The sequence below is a fragment of the Oligoflexus sp. genome, from assembly GCF_035712445.1.
GTDB lineage: Bacteria > Bdellovibrionota_B > Oligoflexia > Oligoflexales > Oligoflexaceae > Oligoflexus.
The window spans coordinates 1-17,489 of record NZ_DASTAT010000087.1 but is presented as its reverse complement, the minus strand read 5'-3'; the positions used below and the strand labels follow the sequence as shown (position 1 = coordinate 17,489).

Here is a 17,489-nt window from a genome sequence, read left to right as displayed (position 1 = left end):
AAAGACACCTCATCCTTTCAAGCATAGGAACTCTGTCGTGCGTCATTACCTAAAGTTCTTGCCCTGCAATCTGCTTGTGGTGTCGGCTATCCTTGCCTTGAGCGCGGGTGGCGCCTGGCTCTGGTTTCCTCTGCTGCTGATCGTCTGCCTCGTCGCCCTGGGCGATGCCGTCCTGCCTCCTGATCTTCATCACAAGAAGTACCGATACATCTGGATTTTAAATTCTTTCCTCTTTGCCAATCTGCCTTTGCTTCTGATCGCCAATTTTGTTTTGCTCTGGCAATTCTCCCCACACGATCTTTTGGGTTTTGGCGCGTTTTTGGATGGGACCTTGGGCCTGAATGTCCTGGAAAATAAGGCCATGACGCATAACGTGCATCGGCTGGGCGCTTTCCTGGGCCTTGGCCTTATCTTTGGAATCGCCGGCACCAACGTCGCGCATGAACTTGTGCATCGCACCTGGAGCCTCTGGGCGATGGAAACCGGACGCTGTCTCCTGGCTTTCACCTGGGATAGTGAATTTGCGATAGAACACGTCTATGGGCATCACCGAACGATAGGAACCTGGGCCGATCCGGCGACCGCACGCCGCGGGGAATCCTTCTTCACCTTCTTTCTGCGTTCCACGCGGGATGGCAATATCGGAGCCTGGCGCATCGAAAAAAACTTTCGTCAAAAAAAGAATCGCCCGGTCTGGTCCCTTGGCAACCGTGTGCTGCGTGGCTGGTGCCTGTCTCTGATCCTGGCCGCTCTGAGCACGGTACTTTTGGGTTGGGCGGGTCTTCTTCTGCATCTCGGGCTGGCCATTTACGGCAAGAGCTATCTTGAACTCGTCAACTACATCGAACACTACGGACTCGTGCGCGTGCCGGGAACCCCCGTTCGCTTCAGTCATTCCTGGAACAGCAATCACTCTCTGAGCAGCTGGTTTCTATTCAACCTGACCCGGCATTCGCATCATCATGAAAAGGGTCAGCTTCCCTTCTGGCGTTTGGAGCCGAAGCCGGATGCTCCGACGCTCCCTTTCGGTTACATGACCATGATCCTGCTCGCTCTGGTTCCCCCGCTCTATCATTCGATCATGAGGCCTTACCTGGATACCTGGGACCAGCACTGGGCGACAGCTGCGGAAAAATCTTTGGCCAGGACCCCGCCCGCAGCCCAGGGCTAAAACCCCAATTTTTCGAATCTTTTTAAAAGTATGAACCGAGCCCTGCCCAATTTTAGTGCAGGGCTCCGGGCTTTTTTCAGCCTTCACCTCAACACCTTAGGAGTTCTGCCGATAGTCCAGAGGTGACCATAGAGATGCGAGGTGGGATCCGATGAACACTCAATGGAGCCGATTGCTCATTTGGCTCTTCGGCGGCTGGCTGCTGATAAGCGGCCCAGCGTTTGCGGACGGATACAATAAGGGTCTGGATGCTTTCCGTGATGGGGAATATTCCAAGGCCTACAAGATCCTTTCGGGTGTTGTCAAAAAGGCCAAAGACAAATCGGACAAGGCCGAAGCCATGGCCCTCATGGGTGCTGCGGCGGCCAAGATGGGCAAGAAAAGCAAAGCGGAATCACTCTTCGCCAAAGCGTTGAAGCTCGATCCTGACGTCAGCCTGTCCAAGGATGCCGTCAAGGACAAGGCTGTTCGAAAACTCTTCACCAAAGCCAAAAAAGGCGGCGGTGGCGATGATGATTCCGGTGGAGATGACTTCAGCGATGACAGGTCCGAGAGAATGTCTTCCAAGAGCAGCGGCAGTTCGTATAAGGCCTACATTCCCTTTGGCCTCGGTTACCTCTTCAACGGGGAAATCAGCAAGGGTCTGATCTATGGCGGCGCTCAGGCGGCCGGTATCGTCGGCTTTCTTTACTACAATGGCGAGATTTCCAAGGCCAATGCGGATGCGGATTCAATCGGACAGGACGCCCTTGCGAAACAGGCGGCTAATCAGCCTGTCGATCAGGAAACCCTGGACTTTCTGAATCAGAACGAAGCCTTCGTGAAGGCCGCGCAGAGCAATCAGAAGCTGATGCTGGCGATTGCCGTCGGTGGGTATGGTCTGGGTATTCTGGACAGTCTCTTCTTTGGCAAAAGCAGCGGCGGCGGTGGCAGCAAAAAGTCCAAGCGTCGCGCGGATACTCTGCTCCCAACAGCCGAGAGCCTTGCCGAACAGAGTCGTGATAACGGAATGGAAACGGAAGAAGTCGAGGAAGCCCCTCGCCTTTGGAATATGAAGCTGCACCTTCTGCCCAAGCAGGACCCTGGATTGATGCTGAGCATCAACCGCAGTTTCTAAGCGTTCGCTTCCTCCATGCGCGGCATCACCGTCTTCGGTTGCCGCCAATCCAAAAGTTCCCACTTATATTTTAAAGCATGGGCCCTGAGCTTCGGATCAGGGTTCACGACCATCGGGTAACCGACCTCCTTCAGCATCGGCAGATCCGAATAAGAATCGGTGTAGAAGTAGGAACGCTGAAGGTCAACGCCCGCATCCGCAGCCCAGGCCTTGGCATGATGGACCTTGCCATCGCCATAGACCAGGGGCTTATGATAGGTACCCAGGAAAAGGCCATTCTCCGTGGGAAAACGATTGGCAATCCAATGATCAAGGCCCCAGGCCTGGCAGGCGTAATCCGCCTGGTAGCACGAGCTGCTGGTGAGCATCACGAGGATATGGCCGGCGTTCTTATGCTGCTGCAGAACGGGCAAGGCGCCGGGCTGAAGACGCGGCTTCACCTCCTCCTCGAAAAAGTCCTTGGCCCAGCCGGCAAGGTCCTTTTCCGCGATGCCGGTGAAGTGCTTCATGGCCCGGGCATAGGCTTTTTCCATCGAACCGATATTCAGATGATAGAGCAGCGAGTGGAAGATCGTCGTCAGGACCTGACGCGTGGAAATACGTCCGTGCTTCCTCTCAAACTGCGCATAGAGTATCGCGCTGTTCACATCAATCAAGGTCCGATCCAAATCGAAAAACGCTGCAATCTTCGCCTGACTCATGCTTCTCACCCTCTCAAGGCTTACACCTGCTCACTCTTCATCTGACCAACGCACATAGGATTGATTCCATAGATGACATAAAAGTTCGGCGAAGCCAAGCTTTTCAGAATGAGCCAGGAGGTCCTCGGCGCGATAGCTTTGCTCACGGCACAAAAGGGCCACAAGTTCTGTCAAGGAAGGATCCAGCACAAAACATTCGCCCTCGGCCGCGAAATGAAGCTTTTCACCTACGGTATAAAAAGCCAGTCGAGCGCCTTCCGCCCGCTGGACCGCGCGCCCCTTCTTTAAGCCGGCGCGTAGCGTCTTCTCGCTGACCTTTTTGTCCCGGGCTTCGTGGAAACTGCGTGGCTCCGTGAGAAAGCCTCCGATCCAGCGCATAAAAAGTTTTTCATCCTGAAGCCCGGCCAGCATCAATTCACGAAGACGCTGCAGCTCACCCGGAAGGATAAGGCCTGGTTCGCGCGTCTCGGGCAGGGTCTGATCCGTATAGAAAATTTCGCCCTCATCGAATTGGCTACAGAACTGTACGAAAGATTGCAGCATTTCCTTCTGATGCGGTGCGCGGAATCCCACGGAATAGGTCACCGACTCACCCTGGGCAACGCCGTTATGTGCAAAACCAGGCGGCAGATAAAGCATATCGCCCGGCTCCAGGACGAAGCTCTCCGCGGCTTCGAAATGCTTCAGGATCTTCATATCCAAACCCGGTTCCAGCTCGGGGTTCACGAGCGCGCGATCGCCGATCTCCCAGCGCCGACGCCCCTGCCCCTGAATCAGGAACACATCATAGTTATCGGTGTGCGGGCCCACTCCCCCTTGATCGACGGCATAGGAAATCATGATGTCATCCACGCGCCAGTTGGGAAGAAAACGGAAACGATCCCTGAGGAGCGAAACCTCGGGCAGCAGGCGGTCGACGGCCTGCACCAGGATGCTCCACTTTTGAGTGGGCAGGCTGCCCCAGACATCCTCTTCAAAAGGTCCGTGCCGCGTTTCCCAGGCCTTCGGTCCATGTTCAATCACAAGGCGGCTTTCAATCCCCTCCTGGCTCGCGAGTCCCGCCAGCTCGTCTCCACTGACATAATCCAAACCACCAGGGAAGGCGTTGCGAATGAGCAAAGGCTTTTTCTGCCAGAAGCGGCTTAAAAAATCGGACTGATGATCAGCCAGCACGGAACGATCAAACATAGGGATATCCTCGCATAAAACCGGTCGCCGGAGATTCTCACGGCGGGCCGTAAAGATCAATCCCGACTCTATCAAGGCCGACGCTGTGGGCTATGGCTCAGCCTGCTCAATTGTCAGACCTCTCAAAGAAGCAATTGATATTTTCTACATTTCAGCCCCTGACTTAACTGGCTAATTAGTCAAGTTAGAGAGCCGCCGTTTTCCCAACATCACCCAAGAGGTCCTGTCATGATGAACAGAGCTACCCGTCCTGGAGTTCTCGCGTCCTTCGGTCTGACTTGTTTGACTGCCGGTTTGCTGAGCTGCAGCGCGTCCGCGCCCCAGGGCAGTCAAACCAAAATCTATGGTGGCGTGAAATCGCAGGCTGGCGACTGGCTGGCAACCGTGGCTTTGGTTTCGAATGGCCGCATGTTCTGTTCAGGGACAGCGGTGAATCCGCAGCTCGTCATCACCGCCGCGCATTGCGTTCAGGGCAGCAGCAACCCGCGCCGCATCGGTGTCTATGTCGGCGAAGGCAGTGAAGGCGGTCGCGTCACGCCTCAGTATACCGCTATAAAAATGGCCTATTCACCGAAATACAGCCGCAATGTGGAAGGCTGGAACGATATCGCCTATCTCGTTCTTGATAAGCCGATGGACCTTCCCGAATCCGCTTATATTCCGGTGCTCACCGATCCGGCTGAAACCGCCGAGGTTTTGCAGTCCGGTTTGAATTCCTATCTGGTCGGCTTTGGCAACCGCGATGGCGGCGGCTTTGGTGTGAAATATGAAGTCGATGTCGCCATCACCAAGGTCGGTGATAATGAAGTCGCCCTTGGCAATAATGGCAAAGATTCCTGCCAGGGTGATAGCGGTGGACCGGCCTTTGCGAAACTCAGCAACGGCGAATGGCGGGTCTTCGGCGTCGTCTCCCGCGGCGGCGCCTGCGGAACGGGTGGTATCTATGGTCGGATGAATGCCAATATCTGCTGGATTCAGGAAGATTCGGGTGTTGACCTTGGCTTCACTGAATTCTGTGCGCCGGCTTCGACGCCGGAAGAACCCACTGTACCCGAAACTCCCGCCGAGCCCGAAACTCCGGCAGGTCCCGAGGCCTGATCCTTTAAAGGTCCAGGTCGTGAAAGCATCCCAACGCGATCAGGTCAAGACTTGAACCAGGCTGTTGCTTCATGCAGCAGCCTGTTCACACAAGCTGAATAAGAGAACTTCCACAGGTCTGACTAAGGGTCAGGTGGAGTGCAGTCTTGCCAGGACACTGTGAAAAATCCCGATCCATCGCATGCATACTTATGAAGTTCGGCCCTTGTGATGTTCCACCACAAGCACGGCCGCAGAGGGTTTGCCATGGTCGCGGATCAACTTGACTTCGGGACGCAGCTTTTCATCACCGCCCTTTTGAGAAAATGCCATCCTTAGCTCCGACTCTTCGGTGCGAAAGAGCTTGGCGAGTTTGCTTGTGCCATGGGCCATGTTATAGATCTTTACATCTTTGATTCCCAAATCCTTACGCAGAAACTTCTTGATCTGCTCGCCCCGTTCCTCAGCCAGACGGCGATCCTCCTTCGAAAGATCTTTTTCAGCCTGCAATGGTGTTTCTTGGTCTGACCAAACGGCGACCTTCACTTCCTTTATTTTCCCATGAGTCTTTGCGCTATCAATAAACTTCCGAATGCCGTTTTCAGATTCCATGGTGAGTTTGGAACTGCCTTTTTCGAACTGAACAGTGTCCACTGGCTGATTTTCCGCCGCTTGGGTGGTCTGCGGTGCCGCCTGCTCGGTCTGGGCAGGGGCTGTGGTTGCACTTTGCGAGTACGAGGCCACAGGGAAAAGCAGGCTGGTCAGGAGCAGATAATTCGCAGTCTTCAAAATGTTCATGGATGTTCTTCCTCTTCATCAGATTCTACCGTGGACGGTCGGGGGCACCATCTTCAGGGACATTCCCGACCATTTATGTGAAAAAAGCAAAGTGGGTGCCAGGTAACGCCGCTCAGTGCTTGCACCTATACGGCCTGGAAGGGGTGCACCGTCCGGGCTTTTTACGGAAACCTCAAGTTTTACCCATTTCTGCCGATAAAACCCTTGCTTGAACAGAGGGGTTTTTCCAATGAAATGCTGGATTTTGATCATCCCACTGGTTGCCGCCCTGCCGGGCTGCAAGAAGACCAAGGCCCAAAATACGGCGGAGCTGCAGACGCTCATCGAGGACGGCTGCGCGCAAAACCCTGTGAATTTCATCGAGCAGGAACAAAAATCGGGCCAGCAGCTTTATGTGTTCGGCCCGGATGATGCTGCCTTCCGTCAACGCTGGCAGGATCTGCAGTCGAGTTTCCGCGCCGGTGGCCGGGATCTGAGCGGGCCCGATAAAACGGCCTTCGTCTCGCGCTACATGCCCCGTTTTCTGCAGAGCTGCACGCAATTTTTCGCGGGCGCTGTGATTCAGTGCAATGAATTCCGCGTGGGAAGTCCTGAACTCCAGCGCTGCCTGGAGCCGCATAATACCGATTTCCGGCGGTTTCTGGCGCAGAATTTAAAGGCGAATGAAAAGGGCTGGGTGGATTTGGAGTCCTTGCCGTCGGAGCCTTGAGGATGTTCAAGGAGCCTGAAAAGGCTCCCTTCGGATCAGGGACTGGCGATCTTCACGTTGTGCGCGCGGATCTTATCCGCTTCCACTTTATAGAAATGCAGCGCAGGCTTCGAATCCTCGACCGTGCAGGCATACAGTGAAAAACCCTGAAGGTTCTTTTCCACATAATCTTTGAGCAGCTGCTTTTGCCCCGCATTCAAAACCGCACTGCCTTCCGACAGAAGAACGGTCAAATCACAAGGAAATTCAGCCAAAGGCGTCTCGGTGCAGCTGGCCACCTGCAGATCGAAGTATCGACCCTGCTTTTGGCATTCGCCCAGTCCTGTCATGAATTTTTCAGGCAGGACATTGCTGCCGGTTTCCGTCCCTGGGGCCTTGGCACCAGGAATGTCCGGCTGCTCGGTCTTCTGACCCGAAGCATCTCCGCTCACAGGTTGAGGTAGTCCTTCATTCATTATGGGATTGGATTCGGGTGATTTGGGGCCTTCACCGCGATCCTTGCAGCCCATTGCCAACGCCAGACTTATGAAAAGACTGACGAAAATCGGCCTCATCGTTCTTAGATCGTGTCCCTGGTCCATGCCGAAGCCCTCCGATGTCACTCTATCGGCAGATCAGAGAGCCAGCTTAAGGACCAAACCATGAGGGATTCTACGCACTTTTCCGTATAATTTTGGGGAACTCGACCTGCAGATCGACCTCCAGCTGCATGGTCGGCTGGAAGACGAGGAAGAGTCCGTGCTCCCCCGGTTTGATATGCGCGCCGTGCAATTCCAGATACTGGTCCATTGGATGAATCGAAGGAAGCTTCGTCACCTGAGTCGATATTTCCTTGGCCGTCTCGCGCAGTATCACCGGCACTTTATTATCAATCGCCTGCTGCACGCGTTCCAAGAGATGCGCCGACTTTTTCGCCACCGTATCATCGGCTTTCTTCTGCGCATTTTTCAGCGCCGGAATCGAATCCTTATAACGGCCCTGACGAACAAGGCTGAGGCCCAGGTTATAGTAAACCGTCCCCTGCAGCTCGACGTGAAGATCTCCGAGCGTTTTGATCGCCTTCACATAGGCATCAATGCTTTCCTTGAATTTCCCGGTATAGGCATAGGAGACGCCCAGGTTATTCATATAGGCCACCACGTTTCGCGCCACTTCCTCATCGACCATGAAGCGTCGCGCGTCATCACCTTTGCCCAAAGCCGTCGCATGACGCGCATAGGCCGCCATCACCATGCCGGTGTCGCCACCGATCTCGCGGGCTTCATCCATATACTTCATGATCTGATCTTCCTGCCCCGTTTCCGAGGCGACGTCCGCCAGATCACAAAGCCGCTCGATATTACCGGGCACCATGACATTGGCCTGCTCCAGGCATTTCTGAGCATCCCCGAATTCACCGAGCTTCAGAAGGATCTTCCCCAGAAGCCCGATTTCCTTGTGACTCGGCAGATTGATCTTGGCATTTTCCAGGATCATCTGCCTGGCTTCATGATACTGTCCGGCCTGGAAGGCAAAGCAGGCCTTCAGAAATTTTTTGCGCGTGGCGTCGACCTTGGGATTGTTTTCAAACTGCACCATCAGCTGGCGCGCGTAGTCCACGTCCCCCGTTCCCAGTGACAGCCGAATCTTCTGCTCCAGGTCTTCGGCGGCCAGGGGATAGCGCCAGCGATTGAACTGTTCGGCGAGCTGCTGCTGGAAAACTTTCTTCGGACAGGGCTTGGTGATCACGAAGACGCCGCCCACCTCCGCGATCAGCTGATCCGCGGCCTCATCCACCAGGGATGAATAGATGAGGATCGGCTTATCAGCATAACCGTGATGCCGAACGTGCTGAATAAAGGCGCCTCCCTCCATGCCGCGCTGCCTCCACTCGCCGATGACCAGATCCACAGTGCTGTTATTTTTCAGGTATTCACAGGCATCCGCGGCGTCTTCACAGGTTTTGATATCCGCGACGCCCATTTCCGTCAGGCACTCGCGCAGAAATTTCTGCTGCGATTCATCCGGGTCGACGACCAGGGCATGGTGAATATTCAGCTTGGCCTTATAATCGCTGATGTCGTCGATCCCGAGGTATTTCTTACCAAGACCAATAATCTCGGCCTTCAGTGCGGGATGCGAAGCCAGCACCTGCTTCATGCCGAGCAGGGCTTCAAGGTTGTTGCCGACCTCCAGCTGGGCTTTGATGAGCCGCATCTTCTGCTGCACCGATCCATCAACCCACTTGTATAGACCGCGCTCCAGGCGCTCCAGATCGTCTATCTTCTGGAGGTCCGTGAGTTTGTCTCGCAGGCCCGTGGCGATCGCGATGGGCAAGCTGGGCTGCTTTTTCAGGGTGACCTGGAACTTATCGACTTCGGCTTTGAAGGAATTGTAGGTGAGCGGCCGCATGTGAAAGGACACCATGCCCATCGCATAGAGGCTTGGGAGCAGATCCTGCTCTTCGGTATTCAGAAGGACCGAGGTCATGGTTTCGCGATACGCTTCGAATTCCAGCGGAAGGCGCAGGAACTGCCAGCCTGTAAGCTTTTGACCGGGGAAAAGCGAAGTGATGATCCAACCGATTTTCTCCTGACCCAGCGTGTTGAATCCATCCATCACGGAGTCAGACTGAAAGATATTCTTGTAACCTTGCTCATTCAAAACGCGTTTTACAGTTGAGACGACAGCACTCACAGGATCCACGACCAGTATCCCAACATTACGATCCAGCAGCTTCAAGGTTTTCCTCCGGCGTCATGCGCTCTTTCTTCAATCGTCTTTATATTTTATACCAGGCAAATCGAAGGCGACATCCATCAGCTCAAAAATGCGTTGTGAAAAGCCGGCGTCCTGAGCATTTTTCCCAGTCTTTAGCCCGCCTGTATTTCACCACGTTTTCCATGGCTTATACGATTATGAAAGATTCTGCCAAAAAACCCTTGAGAAAAGTTAGAGGGTGGAAACTTTCCACACCGAAAGTAAGGACATGCTGCTTGATTAATTCCAGGCAGTGTGGAAACCCAAAGCCTAGAGGTATACGACCATGTCCTCGCGCACCAGTTCACGCAGCCCTCTTATGAGTGTGCTCATGGGTTTAAGCCTGGCCACCGCCTGTGGCCGTGATCCGACCTACTTCCGCAGCCTTGACGACAACGGCGGTCCCCCCGCGGAAGCGTCGGCCGATGCGGCCCCTGAATATCTGAAAACCTATGAAGCCGGACAGCTGGAAACCGCAAACCTGACCATTGATAGCGGTTTCAACCTTATTTCGCAGGATTTCCTGCTGGTGCAGGCGCCGAAATCCGCGGAATTGAGTCAGCAGCTCGACCGCACGGTTTACGAAGATAACTTTACGCAAGGGAATAATGGCACCAGCGCCGCGCAGTCGTTTCAGATCTCGGAAGCCGGCATCTTCGATCTTCTGATCGTGATGGACAACTCCAGTTCGATGGGTCCTTACCAGAACCGAATCAGCCAGAACCTGACCAGCATTCTGAAATACATTTCGAACACCAACTGGCGCATTGCAGTGGTGACGACGACCAACGCCTGTTTGAACCGCACAGCCGACGGTCGCAAGTATATCACACGCGCCGACTACGATGCGAACCCTGCGAAAGCTACCGCCGATTTCCAGACCATGATCAAAATCGGTGAAGGTGGCGACCCTGTGGAAAAAGGTATCAAAGTCGCGGCCGATGCCATGATAGGCCAGGGCTGTGCGACTTCGAGCAACGAATGGCTGCGGGCCGATTCCCAGCGCTCGATCCTTCTGATCACCGATGAAAAGAACTGCGGTTCGGGTTCCAACGAAGGCTGCGTCGGCGCTCCTTATGCGACGGCTCAGTATTTCTATGATCGCGTGGGCTATAACGTCCCTGTGAACGCCTTCCTGCTCCTGCAGGAACCGCCCGCTCCGAACCCAGCCAATCCCAGCGATCCGAACCTGGATTGCCAGAATTCAGGTGGTTACCTGGATCCGCCCAACCCTGCTGAATATCTGCGCATGGTCACCGACACCGGCGGTATCTCGACGGACATCTGCCGCTCGAACTATTCGAGCGTCCTGGAGCAGATTTCTTTGAACGTGCGGAAGAAGATCAACATTCAGTTCGAATTGAGCAAGCCCGCGGTGGCGACGAGCCTTGATATCAAACTCGATGGGAAGAAAGTGAATGCCTTTACCGTCTCGGGCAACACCCTCACCATACTGGAGCAAGTGCCCGAAGGTTCCCAGAAACTGGACGTGAGCTATAAGCACTCGCCCATACCCATGGTGAAAAGCTTCAGCACCAGCCGTGCCGGCGACAGCAACAGCTTCGAAGTCCTGATCAATGGCGAGAAATTGGCCAAGGAGCTTTATCACTTCGACAATGCGAACGGCAAGCTCGAACTGAATAACATTCCGCCTGAATACGCCCAGATCAAAGTCAAGTATCGGGAAGACGTCCCCCTGCGGAAGGTCTTCAACTATGCCGCGAACTTCGTGGCGGGCAGCCTTGAAGTTTGGGTGAATGAGAAGAAAGTGACGAACTATACGCATGATTCCAATACGAAGAAGGTGACCTTCACCACGCCGCCCGCGGATGGATCCCAGGTCAGCCTGCGCTACGAAATGCCGGGTGATCGGAAGCTGAAGTATCCGATCCTGGGTGCCGACGCTGCAAGGATTGAAAAGTTCCGCCTGATTGATAGAGAAACCAACGAAGAACTGATCGCGAATGTGGATAACGGCAACCTGGTCGTCGATAACGATGCCATCTTCAATGGCCGGAAAGTGCGCGCTGTCTATAACATGGACTATGAGTTCAAAGACAAACAATACAACATCGCCATCGCCGGCCAGCCCTTCCCCGACACGCTGAAGATCAGCGCCGAGGGTGACGACCAGATCTGCAGCCAGAACGTGGAGGTGCATGCGGATACCATCGGCTTCAGCTGCGGTGATGAAGACTTCGAGAAACTGAACATCAGCTATAAGTATGCCCAGAGTTACAAAAACAGCTTCGATATCGGCGTCGATTACAGCGGTCCTAAAACCTACAAGGTATTCGTGAATGGCAACGAGATCACCAACTATCACATCGTAGAGGACAAAGTGGTGATCCTGAAAAAAGACCTTCCTGCCGGCTCGATCGTGAAGGTCCTGATCACACCGAAAGCTTAAGCCTAGGACCTCTTCAGGGGTCGCGGGGGTCCTTCGGGACCCCTTTTGCATTTCAGGTTCAGAGCCGGCCCCAGCAGAAACTTTTGCAATCCTCGCCCTAAACTGCTACAAAAACGGCTTAAGTGGCTACTTGTAAACGCATAATTGACATACCTGCAAGGACCCCCATGCGCGTACCTTTTATAGACCTCAAGCGTAGTATTGAACCTGTTCGCGAAGAGATACTCGCGGACTGGACGCGATGTCTCGATCAAACCGAATTCGTCAGCGGTCCCACCGTACAAAAGCTTGAAAAGGAACTGGGGCGGGTCCTGGAAGCGGAGCATGCGGTGGCTTGCGCCAATGGCACCGATGCTCTGGTCATCGGCCTTCAGGCCCTGGGCGTCAAAGCCGGGATGCGCGTGGCCGTGCCCAACATGACCTTCTGGGCGCCGTTTGAAGCCATTGCCCAGCTGGGTGCGGAACCTGTTTTGGTCGATATCAATCCCGACGACCTGCAGATGGACTTCGAGGAATTCAAACGCGGGCATGAAAAATACCGTTTCAATGCCGCGATCCTCGTTCACCTGCTCGGCTGGACCAGCGTCCGCCTCGGCGATTTCAGGAAATACTGCAAAGAGGAAGGCATTCACCTGCTCGAAGACGGCGCGCAGTCCTATGGCGTCCGTTATCACGGGGAATCGGTTTATACCGGTGCTGAAGTTTCGACCATCTCCTTCTATCCCGCCAAGGTCCTGGGCGCGGCAGGCGATGCCGGAGCCATGTTCACGCCGAATCCGAAACTGGCGGAAGTCATCCGCGCGCTCGGCAACCACGGCCGCGCCGGTCACTATACCTATGACTACGTCGGCTGGAATTCGCGCATGGGCGGAATTCAGGCCAGCTTCCTTCTGCGCATGCTCGGGCAGATCGATGCCATGATCGACTCGCGCCTTCAGGCCGAAGCTTACTACAAGGAATTTTTCGAAGCCTATCCGCAGCACGGCCGCGTGTATACGCCACCGGCAGGCATCACAGGAAACGGTTATCTTTCCGTCATCCAAAGTCACAAGGTCAGTGGTGATGACCTCGCCGCGCGCCTGCGTGATGCTGGGATCGGCTGCGCCCGCACCTATCCCCAGACGCTGTGCGAGCAGGGACCGGCCCAGGGCTGCCTCCGCACTTCGGACTTGGCCCATAGCCAACGATTCAGCCGTATGGTCATCAATTTGCCGCTGTTCGCCGGAATCACCCGCGCGGAATGTGAGGCATCGGCCCAGGCTTTACTGCAGGCCTTCGAAGGCTTATAAGATGAGTGGGACGAGTGACTTTCAAACGTATCCAGAAGGAGGAGCAAAAACATGGCTTCTGAACATTTCCGCTGCAGTGTAAAAGCCCCCTTTGATCGCCTGTGGCAAACGCTGATGGACGAAGTGGAACACCCCGAGCGCTTCAACAAGGGCATTCTGAAAAGCAAAATCCTGGAGCGTTTCAACAACGGCGTCCTGCGCACTGTTTCCGTGCCCGATGCCGACGTGCGCGAACGCGTGACCTATCGCTATGAAAATGGCGAAATCTCGTCACAGCTCGTCGGGCATCCCGATCTGGTCGGCGTGATTGCCAAGAAGGTTTCGCCGAATGATGCGGACCCGGAAAGCTGGATCCTTGAAAGCGCCATTGAATGGGAAAGCATCAGCCCGCGCGTCGATCATATGATCCGTCGCAACGTGGAGCGTTTTGTGACCCAGAGTTTGGAAAACGTGAAGAAGACAGCGGAGCAGGTCGAGGCTTAATTTATTCCATGGGAATAAAAGGAAGACGTTTCTGCTCTTCGATCAGGTTCGTGAGAAAACCCACAGACGCGGGCGTCAGCTGAAGCCATTCCAGGCCGGCGCCACGCGGATGCCTTGGACCGTTGGCATTGCGAATCCAGCGGCAGGCCGCCCAACCTTCCAGTTTTATGCCGTCCTTGGAAAGATTCAGCGTGACCTTCACGACTTCATCGAGTCGCGGCAGATCCTCGTTGATGCGCAGAAAAAGTCCGCCACGGCCCAAAAGAGCGCCGATATCGGCTTCGGCCTGCGCGAGCGAGGCGAAACTGCGTTCATAGCGACGCTGAGGCTCAGGCAGCTCTTGATCCGTCCAGCGGACGCTTTTTTCTTTCAGATGGAATTGCACGGCATTCAGAAGGGTTTCAAAACTGAGAGGTTTGGCGATGAAGCCGACCACACCTTTGTGAAAGGCCTCCGCCACCGTTACATCCGCAAAGCCCGAGACGAAGATGACAGGAGGCTCTTCGAAGTGCCGTTTGCGCACTTCGCCGAGCAGATACACGCCGTCGCCACCGGGCATACGAATATCCGAGACGATCAGATCGATCGGATGCTTCCCCAGGATGTCCAAAGCTTCCGCAGCGCGATAGGCTGTGAAGACTGAGTAGCCGGAGTCCTCCAGATCGAACTGAAGTATCTCGCAGAGGTCGACTTCATCGTCGACCACCAGTATGGATTTCTTTTGCGAAACATGCTTCATGAGTGACTCTATGCCTGGACGGAATACCGATGTCCACTTGGGTTTCCGCTCTTATCGGCATTCCGTAGGCAAAATTAAGGACACTCGGGAAATTCAGGGGCCTCGGTCCTGGGCCTGGTTATTCAATAAATCCTGCACCCAGGAGGCGAGATTCTGACCGTTTGCCCGCGTTTCATAAAAGCTTTTACTACTGATATAGACGTGTTGGCTACCGGCTTGGACAAAAGTTGAGATTCCGCCCTTCAGATAGTTCTCCCGCAGACTTTTCACCCCGGCTTCAAACTGCTGGGCCGGATAGTTGGGAAATAGCGGCGGGCGGCACTCATTCAGCCCAAATCCATAGAAAAAGCGCATGGTACTGTCCTGATAACTCAGGATCATCCCCTTCTCCCCATCACCGTAGCGCTCGCGCAGGTGGCGGCCCAGCTCCACAAGCCCTCCGCCGTTTTCCCCGCGGCAGGCGCTGCAATCTTCCGGCAGGGCATCATTGATGCCCCAGAAGCTGCGGAAGCTCTGCTGCAGACAGGGCGCGAGCCATTCGTCTTCCAAAGGAATGCCGCTATCATCCAAAAGGACGACCCTGCTGTCGGGCCAGCGTTCCTTGGCCGTCGGGTAATGAAAGATCGCTCCGAAGCCGCCAGCGCTGACGCCTGTGACCAGCACGTTTTCCAGCTCCGGCATCATGGTCTTCAGCTGATCCATGATTTTGATCATGTTGCGATAGCCCATGAAGTTCTGCTTGCCGTTCACGCCTGGCACCTGCACATTTTCCTTCGTACCGGCAAAGATATCTCCGGTGCAATAGGGAACATGAACGAAGTTCCAGCCGTTCACGGGATTATCATCACGCTCCTGGAAAATTCCATCCTGACCCGGATACTGATCACCGACATTCTTCGGATTGGAAAGACAGGTGAGGCTGTTGAAGCAGGCCCCGCCGCCTTCCAGATAGATGACGAGGTTTTTGTCGAAGGGTCGCCTCTTCAGAAAAAACCCGGTCTCACTCCCATCCCGGCACATGGTGCCGCTCACGGCTTGCCATTCCCAGGCCGCGGCGTTGACCGCTCCGGCCTGGGCGGCGTCGATGCCGAGACTCATTCCCAATGTCACGCTGAAAAAAGACAAAGCGATGCGCAGACGTGCAGCTACCATGATCCCCCCTTGGTTGCTGACGAAAAGAAACGGCGAAAAGGCACTGGGCGAGTGCCTCCTCGGTGTAGATAAGTCTATTTTACATAATCAATAAAGGTGAGTCACGGTCTGGGGGCTTTAGCTTTTCTTTTGGCAGTCGGCGCAGATACCAAACATATCAAGCGTGTGGTGAGTCAGGTGGAAATCATAACGGTTGGCGACCTGCTTCTGCAGCGCTTCGATTTCCTCGTTGGCGAATTCCTGAACCTTATGGCAGCTCACGCAGATAAGGTGATCGTGATGCGACTTCGGATCCAATACTTCGAACACCGATTTGCCATCAGCAAACTGCTTCTGATCCACCAGACCTGCTTCCTTGAGAAGGTTGAGCGTGCGATAGACGGTGGCGAGACCGGGGTTGTGCTCGGTATTTTTTAAACGACTGTAAAGATCTTCGGCGCTGACGTGGGAATCCAGCTGCAGAAATTCCTCGATAATATAATTGCGCTGCCGGCTTTGCTTCAACTGCGACTTGGCCAGGTATTGATCCAAACGATCCCAAAACCATTGGAATTTAGCGATTCTCTTTTCCAATTTTCCTTCTCCCAGCCAACGGTTGTCATCAACCCCTTATTACAAACACGATCCCAGCGGAATTACCAGCGTGATCTCTGGTCCTTGGGCACAAAAGCGTTGGGACGTTATGCCAGGTCAGCGCTTTGGTTTTTCTCAGTGGACGAAAGCAGGCCTGACAGTGTCCTATGGGGAGAGTAGCTCGTCACAATGATTAGTCCCTTTTCACAGAGGAAGTGTGTCCATGCCCTTTCTGATGTTCTTTGTTCTGCTCGTAGCTTTCAGTCCCCATGCGGAATCACAAACCCTCACCGACGCCGAGAACTTTTGGCGTCAGGACGTCGTCCGAACCTGCGATGGTTTCCCTTCCAAAGAAAACTGCGATGATGGTGATTCGGTAATCTTCAATGGCCTTCTCTGTTTCGTCGGTGAAGACGCCGGCTGCGCCACAGTCCGAGCCTCACAGGATGCGGACGGCCGTTTCTGGCGTTCTCCCCGCCGCAATCCCGGCAATCTGGGCGAGCCCAAGTCCTTTTCCCGCGACCAGACCTTGGGTGTTCTCCTTTACCTTGTGCGCACCCAGGACCGGGATGCGGCCCTGCGTTGGCAGAACTGGATCTATGACAACAGATACTGCAGCATCAAAAATCCTTTGAGCGGCGGCTGCTCGGTTTATGGCTACCGGGTTTGTCGTGATGATAATGAGATTTGTGATCTGCGGCCGGCGACCTGGGCCCTTTTCGAGCGCGTCTGGAAATACCTGGATCTGTCGACCACGCGCGAGATGCGGAAAAATGAGAGCATGGATGTCAGTGACGTCGAGATGGTCGCAGTGGATCGCGCGAAGCCCGGCTATGAGCTGCATCTGAAGGCGGTGGCCTCGCTTCTGCGTTTGACCATGGCCTCATCGGTCAGCAAAACCCGGGACATCGTCGAAAAGCTCCATGACCGCCAGCGGCAGAATCCTTTTTTCCAGGCTCTGCGGGAAGGCACGAATGAAAGCGTTGTGCAGCGGGTGCTCGACGTTTGCCCCAAACCCTGGGATGATCTTGGTTTCCGCCGTTATCAGTGGGCCTGGGAACGCGACACGTCGTCGGAAGCCTGGCGTGAAAGCATGGGCTGGGACTGCATTTTCATGGCGCGTTTACTGGCGTCCCCTGCCTTCAACATGATGCCGGAGGAAGGGGAAGCGCTGCGGTTTCAATGACCGCTCGCGCCGCTGACCATCGTCATCGGACGGCCCGGGCTTTATACCGGTTCGGCCCAGGTCTGTTCGGTGACGTCCCTTTCGATGTCCTGCAAAAAATCCTTGTCGACTTTGCGCGGATTTCCTTCCGAACGCAGCTCCCGAGGCGTGCAATTGA

16 protein-coding genes are annotated in these 17,489 nt (G+C 54.8%); 8 read left to right on the top strand and 8 right to left on the bottom strand.

Translation table 11 applies throughout. The features are described 5' to 3' along the window. Positions 1 to 37: 37 nt before the first annotated feature. Positions 38 to 1,171, top strand: a complete 1,134-nt coding sequence (locus VFO10_RS19200) for an alkane 1-monooxygenase (RefSeq protein WP_325143180.1) — start codon at positions 38 to 40, stop codon at positions 1,169 to 1,171. Between the two features lie 151 nt (positions 1,172 to 1,322). After that, positions 1,323 to 2,288 (top strand): tetratricopeptide repeat protein, encoded by a 966-nt coding sequence (locus VFO10_RS19195; protein ID WP_325143178.1) that lies wholly within the window; start codon positions 1,323 to 1,325, stop codon positions 2,286 to 2,288. Here VFO10_RS19195 and VFO10_RS19190 read toward each other — a convergent pair. Next, a complete protein-coding gene (locus VFO10_RS19190; protein ID WP_325143175.1) occupies positions 2,285 to 2,989 on the bottom strand; it encodes an HAD family hydrolase in 705 nt (234 codons plus the stop codon). The genes VFO10_RS19195 and VFO10_RS19190 overlap by 4 nt on opposite strands. A 30-nt stretch (positions 2,990 to 3,019) precedes the next feature. Then, positions 3,020 to 4,177: a cupin domain-containing protein gene (locus VFO10_RS19185; RefSeq protein WP_325143173.1), complete on the bottom strand. Its 1,158-nt coding sequence runs from the start codon at positions 4,175 to 4,177 to the stop codon at positions 3,020 to 3,022. 228 nt (positions 4,178 to 4,405) lie between these two features. Between VFO10_RS19185 and VFO10_RS19180 the strand changes: the two genes are divergently transcribed. Beyond that, complete coding sequence (locus tag VFO10_RS19180) at positions 4,406 to 5,275, top strand: S1 family peptidase (RefSeq protein WP_325143171.1); 870 nt, start codon at positions 4,406 to 4,408, stop codon at positions 5,273 to 5,275. Between the two features lie 189 nt (positions 5,276 to 5,464). Here the strand turns inward: VFO10_RS19180 and VFO10_RS19175 are convergent, their stop codons facing one another. After that, a complete protein-coding gene (locus tag VFO10_RS19175; protein WP_325143169.1) occupies positions 5,465 to 6,052 on the bottom strand; it encodes a hypothetical protein in 588 nt (195 codons plus the stop codon). Between the two features lie 229 nt (positions 6,053 to 6,281). Between VFO10_RS19175 and VFO10_RS19170 the strand changes: the two genes are divergently transcribed. Then, positions 6,282 to 6,761, top strand: coding sequence for a hypothetical protein (locus VFO10_RS19170; protein WP_325143167.1), 480 nt, complete (start codon positions 6,282 to 6,284; stop codon positions 6,759 to 6,761). 35 nt (positions 6,762 to 6,796) lie between these two features. On the opposite strand, the gene VFO10_RS19165 is transcribed toward VFO10_RS19170, so the two are convergent. Both VFO10_RS19165 and VFO10_RS19160 read right to left on the bottom strand, forming a co-directional pair. Beyond that, positions 6,797 to 7,342: a hypothetical protein gene (locus tag VFO10_RS19165; protein WP_325143165.1), complete on the bottom strand. Its 546-nt coding sequence runs from the start codon at positions 7,340 to 7,342 to the stop codon at positions 6,797 to 6,799. 70 nt (positions 7,343 to 7,412) lie between these two features. Then, complete coding sequence (locus VFO10_RS19160; RefSeq protein WP_325143163.1) at positions 7,413 to 9,482, bottom strand: response regulator; 2,070 nt, start codon at positions 9,480 to 9,482, stop codon at positions 7,413 to 7,415. 304 nt (positions 9,483 to 9,786) lie between these two features. Between VFO10_RS19160 and VFO10_RS19155 the strand changes: the two genes are divergently transcribed. From VFO10_RS19155 to VFO10_RS19145, 3 genes are all read left to right on the top strand, one after another. After that, complete coding sequence (locus VFO10_RS19155; RefSeq protein WP_325143161.1) at positions 9,787 to 11,910, top strand: hypothetical protein; 2,124 nt, start codon at positions 9,787 to 9,789, stop codon at positions 11,908 to 11,910. 167 nt (positions 11,911 to 12,077) lie between these two features. Next, positions 12,078 to 13,199, top strand: coding sequence for a DegT/DnrJ/EryC1/StrS family aminotransferase (locus VFO10_RS19150; RefSeq protein WP_325143159.1), 1,122 nt, complete (start codon positions 12,078 to 12,080; stop codon positions 13,197 to 13,199). Positions 13,200 to 13,250: 51 nt separating this feature from the next. Next, positions 13,251 to 13,682 carry an AtaL-like protein gene (locus VFO10_RS19145; protein ID WP_325143157.1) on the top strand — a complete coding sequence of 144 codons (432 nt, stop codon included), beginning with the start codon at positions 13,251 to 13,253 and terminating at the stop codon, positions 13,680 to 13,682. Position 13,683: 1 nt separating this feature from the next. On the opposite strand, the gene VFO10_RS19140 is transcribed toward VFO10_RS19145, so the two are convergent. The 3 genes from VFO10_RS19140 to VFO10_RS19130 all read right to left on the bottom strand — a co-directional run bounded on the left by VFO10_RS19140 (position 13,684) and on the right by VFO10_RS19130 (position 16,146). Beyond that, positions 13,684 to 14,421 (bottom strand): response regulator, encoded by a 738-nt coding sequence (locus VFO10_RS19140; protein WP_325143155.1) that lies wholly within the window; start codon positions 14,419 to 14,421, stop codon positions 13,684 to 13,686. Positions 14,422 to 14,514: 93 nt separating this feature from the next. After that, on the bottom strand, positions 14,515 to 15,573 hold the full coding sequence (locus VFO10_RS19135; protein ID WP_325143153.1) for a pectin acetylesterase-family hydrolase: 1,059 nt from the start codon (positions 15,571 to 15,573) through the stop codon (positions 14,515 to 14,517). 117 nt (positions 15,574 to 15,690) lie between these two features. After that, positions 15,691 to 16,146 carry a Fur family transcriptional regulator gene (locus tag VFO10_RS19130; RefSeq protein WP_325143151.1) on the bottom strand — a complete coding sequence of 152 codons (456 nt, stop codon included), beginning with the start codon at positions 16,144 to 16,146 and terminating at the stop codon, positions 15,691 to 15,693. Between the two features lie 223 nt (positions 16,147 to 16,369). Between VFO10_RS19130 and VFO10_RS19125 the strand changes: the two genes are divergently transcribed. Then, positions 16,370 to 17,332, top strand: a complete 963-nt coding sequence (locus VFO10_RS19125) for a hypothetical protein (protein WP_325143149.1) — start codon at positions 16,370 to 16,372, stop codon at positions 17,330 to 17,332. Positions 17,333 to 17,489 lie beyond the last annotated feature (157 nt).

What these genes read in the sequence shown, in the direction of transcription:
- VFO10_RS19195 (WP_325143178.1), top strand. Translation starts at nt 1,323, where the DNA reads ATGAACACTCAATGGAGCCGATTGCTCATTTGGCTCTTCGGCGGCTGG.
- VFO10_RS19190 (WP_325143175.1), bottom strand. Translation starts at nt 2,989, where the DNA reads ATGAGTCAGGCGAAGATTGCAGCGTTTTTCGATTTGGATCGGACCTTG.
- VFO10_RS19185 (WP_325143173.1), bottom strand. Translation starts at nt 4,177, where the DNA reads ATGTTTGATCGTTCCGTGCTGGCTGATCATCAGTCCGATTTTTTAAGC.
- VFO10_RS19180 (WP_325143171.1), top strand. Translation starts at nt 4,406, where the DNA reads ATGATGAACAGAGCTACCCGTCCTGGAGTTCTCGCGTCCTTCGGTCTG.
- VFO10_RS19175 (WP_325143169.1), bottom strand. Translation starts at nt 6,052, where the DNA reads ATGAACATTTTGAAGACTGCGAATTATCTGCTCCTGACCAGCCTGCTT.
- VFO10_RS19170 (WP_325143167.1), top strand. Translation starts at nt 6,282, where the DNA reads ATGAAATGCTGGATTTTGATCATCCCACTGGTTGCCGCCCTGCCGGGC.
- VFO10_RS19165 (WP_325143165.1), bottom strand. Translation starts at nt 7,342, where the DNA reads ATGGACCAGGGACACGATCTAAGAACGATGAGGCCGATTTTCGTCAGT.
- VFO10_RS19155 (WP_325143161.1), top strand. Translation starts at nt 9,787, where the DNA reads ATGTCCTCGCGCACCAGTTCACGCAGCCCTCTTATGAGTGTGCTCATG.
- VFO10_RS19150 (WP_325143159.1), top strand. Translation starts at nt 12,078, where the DNA reads ATGCGCGTACCTTTTATAGACCTCAAGCGTAGTATTGAACCTGTTCGC.
- VFO10_RS19145 (WP_325143157.1), top strand. Translation starts at nt 13,251, where the DNA reads ATGGCTTCTGAACATTTCCGCTGCAGTGTAAAAGCCCCCTTTGATCGC.
- VFO10_RS19140 (WP_325143155.1), bottom strand. Translation starts at nt 14,421, where the DNA reads ATGAAGCATGTTTCGCAAAAGAAATCCATACTGGTGGTCGACGATGAA.
- VFO10_RS19135 (WP_325143153.1), bottom strand. Translation starts at nt 15,573, where the DNA reads ATGGTAGCTGCACGTCTGCGCATCGCTTTGTCTTTTTTCAGCGTGACA.
- VFO10_RS19125 (WP_325143149.1), top strand. Translation starts at nt 16,370, where the DNA reads ATGCCCTTTCTGATGTTCTTTGTTCTGCTCGTAGCTTTCAGTCCCCAT.